Annotated in this window: 2 protein-coding genes and 1 pseudogene; all 3 read left to right on the top strand. The window is 35.4% G+C overall.

Features of this window, described 5'->3' with window-relative positions; all coding sequences use genetic code 11:
• The first annotated feature begins 216 nt into the window (after positions 1-216).
• A complete protein-coding gene (locus ACFIL2_RS04955) occupies positions 217-507 on the top strand; it encodes a CopG family ribbon-helix-helix protein (RefSeq protein WP_375610963.1) in 291 nt (96 codons plus the stop codon).
• Positions 504-776: a type II toxin-antitoxin system RelE/ParE family toxin gene (locus ACFIL2_RS04950; protein ID WP_375680360.1), complete on the top strand. Its 273-nt coding sequence runs from the start codon at positions 504-506 to the stop codon at positions 774-776. Before ACFIL2_RS04955 ends, ACFIL2_RS04950 begins: the two co-directional genes overlap by 4 nt.
• Before the next feature lie 139 nt (positions 777-915).
• Positions 916-1,914: pseudogene (locus ACFIL2_RS04945) on the top strand (DUF3987 domain-containing protein); the annotation flags it as partial.
• Positions 1,915-2,567: the final 653 nt, after the last annotated feature.

Raw genomic sequence — 2,567 nt, 5'->3', positions numbered from 1 at the left:
GCCAATCCAAAACATCTGGTCATTTGTGAAGGCATTGAAACCGGTCTGGCTCTTTTGTCTGGGTTGTTATCAGAGCCCGTTGATTTATGGGCGTCCCTTTCAACCCTATGAAAATGCAAAATAGATATAAAATATCTATTCTAATAGTACCTATTGAAGAAACAGTAAAAATACATTACATTAGAACTACTTTGTAACACATTAAGTGGTCGTAAAATGGCTGAGACAACATTTACCTTTCGCGTCGATGATGTATTAAAAAATGAATTTTCCAAAGCAGCAAAGGCGTGTGATAGATCTGGTGCACAATTATTGCGCGATTATATGCGCGATATCGTAAAAGAACAAAAAGAAAAAAGTGCATACGATTTATGGTTTCGGGAACAAGTTCAATTAGGGATAAATTCTGCTAATGCAAGTGATATAATGTCTTCTGAAGAAATCGAAGCAGAAGCAAAAGAATGGCGCTTAAAGACACAAAGTAAACTAGATAGATCAACTTTATGAAGCTAATTTGGACACAAGTAGCACACGTTGACCGCAAAAAGATACGTGAATACATATCACAAGATAATCCTTCCGCTGCCTTAAAGTTTGATCAACTTTTATCTGAAAAAGTAGAAAAACTTGTTAAATTTCCTACCCTTGGTCGTTTAGGACGAATTGTAAATACACGTGAACTTATTGTACATCCAAATTATATCATGATTTATGATATTTCAAATGGCGTTGTGCGTATTTTACGTGTGCTCCATACAAAGAAAAAAATTCCTTAATCAACTGTATTTTTATTTATTTTGTAATTGAAGAAAATTATTTTCTACAATACTGCGCTCCGTATCAGTAAATAATGATAAATTATTATTTTTCTAATATTGCGAATATGATTGCATAATGCACTTTGCACACCGCTTAGTTTCTACTCGTAAAAATGAAGATGACACTATTGTCAATGATGTGTCTGTTGAAAAGCTTGGGGAACTCTTAAAAGAAAACCCCCGTGGTCTCTTAATGGTGCGTGATGAATTGGCTGGCTTTTTAGCCAATCTAGAAAGAAAGGAATATCAATCAGACCGCGCCTTTTATTTAACAGCTTTTAATGGCGATGATCAATTTACTTATGACCGTATAGAGCGTGGAACCATTTTTATCCCTTATGTCACTTTATCCATGATTGGAGGCATTCAACCTTCACGCATTATTCCGCTCATTCAAGCCATACACCGTGGAATAAACGATGACGGTTTATTGCAACGCTTTCAAATGATTGTCTGGCCCGATGACAATAAAGAGTGGCAATTGGTTGATAAACCGCCCAATCAAGAGGTCTGGCAAAAGTATGAAGGGGTATTTCGCTCTTTTCGTGATAAACGCTTAGGTTCTCCCGAACAACCACTGATTATGCGTTTTTCTCCTAAAGCACAAGTGAAGTTTTATGAATGGTTCGAGCATCTTCATAAAGAGGCAAAAGGAGGTACTCACTCAGAAAGCTTACAATCGCATCTTTTAAAAATGCCAAAGACCATAGCAAGCCTTGCGTTAATTTTTGAACTTCTTGATAGTGGTGGTTTAGAAATTGGTCTCTATGCCATTACAACAGCCTTGCGTTGGGAAAAATATCTGTTAAGTCATGTCAAAAGACTTTATGCGGCGGGGGATACATTAACAGCAGAGCGTGCAAAATTAATTGTTGAACGCTGTGATTGTTTACCCGATGTTTTTACAGCAAGGGATGTTTATAAACGTGATTGGAAATATTTAACAGACAATCAAACCGTTAAGCAAGCTTTAGAGCTTTTATGTCGTTGTAACTATATTCGTGAAATCTCTGGAGAGAATAACTCCCAAGGCGGTCGACCTACCATACGTTATGAATGGCACCCTTTAGTGAAAAGTCATAAGACATCACACTGAGGCAATTTGGAAATCTTATAAAACATTAAACAATATAACAGTGAACCTTTAAAGCACTCCCCATCATTAGTTTTGGGGGGGTATGGGGGTTTTGGGGGGGCTTTTTACCCCCCCTTTATATATATTTTTAAATCCAAAATAAAAGTTATTATATTTCAATAAGTTAATCTTTCAAATAAACAGCCTATATTAAACATAACACATAAATACAATTTTTAATATATATCTAAGAGGGTTTTGTAGGTGTTTTGGGGGTTTTAAAAACAGACAAAACCTATCAAAATACTCATTCTGATATTTTAAAGAACGTAGTACATTTATCTTGATGAATACGTGAAATGAATAGCAAATTTCACTACTTTGCTGATCTTATTCCATGTCATGGGCTGTTGATAAGCAGCCTTAAAGACCCCTTTTGAAAAAAAATTATCCGCTTTTTAGCATTTTCCGAATTTTTCACACTATTCATTCAAAATGGATTTAATAAGCTTCATTTTGATTCTTTTGAAGAGAATTAATCTGTATCGTAGATAGTTATGGAGTTTATCCTTTATGCTTCGCTCTCATCATTTTGATAATGAACTCGTCACTTTACGCTCTCTGTTGGAATATTATCGTCAAAAAGCTAAATCACCCCGTGAATTAGGAACCAT

The sequence above is a fragment of the Bartonella sp. AP30XZML genome, from assembly GCF_042195945.1.
GTDB lineage: Bacteria > Pseudomonadota > Alphaproteobacteria > Rhizobiales > Rhizobiaceae > Bartonella.
The sequence above is the reverse complement of the archived record's forward strand: the minus strand, read 5'-3'. Positions and strand labels throughout refer to the sequence as shown.

Bases quoted from the DNA above. Each gene is read 5' to 3' on its own strand.
- ACFIL2_RS04955 (WP_375610963.1), top strand. From the start codon at position 217: ATGGCTGAGACAACATTTACCTTTCGCGTCGATGATGTATTAAAAAAT.
- ACFIL2_RS04950 (WP_375680360.1), top strand. From the start codon at position 504: ATGAAGCTAATTTGGACACAAGTAGCACACGTTGACCGCAAAAAGATA.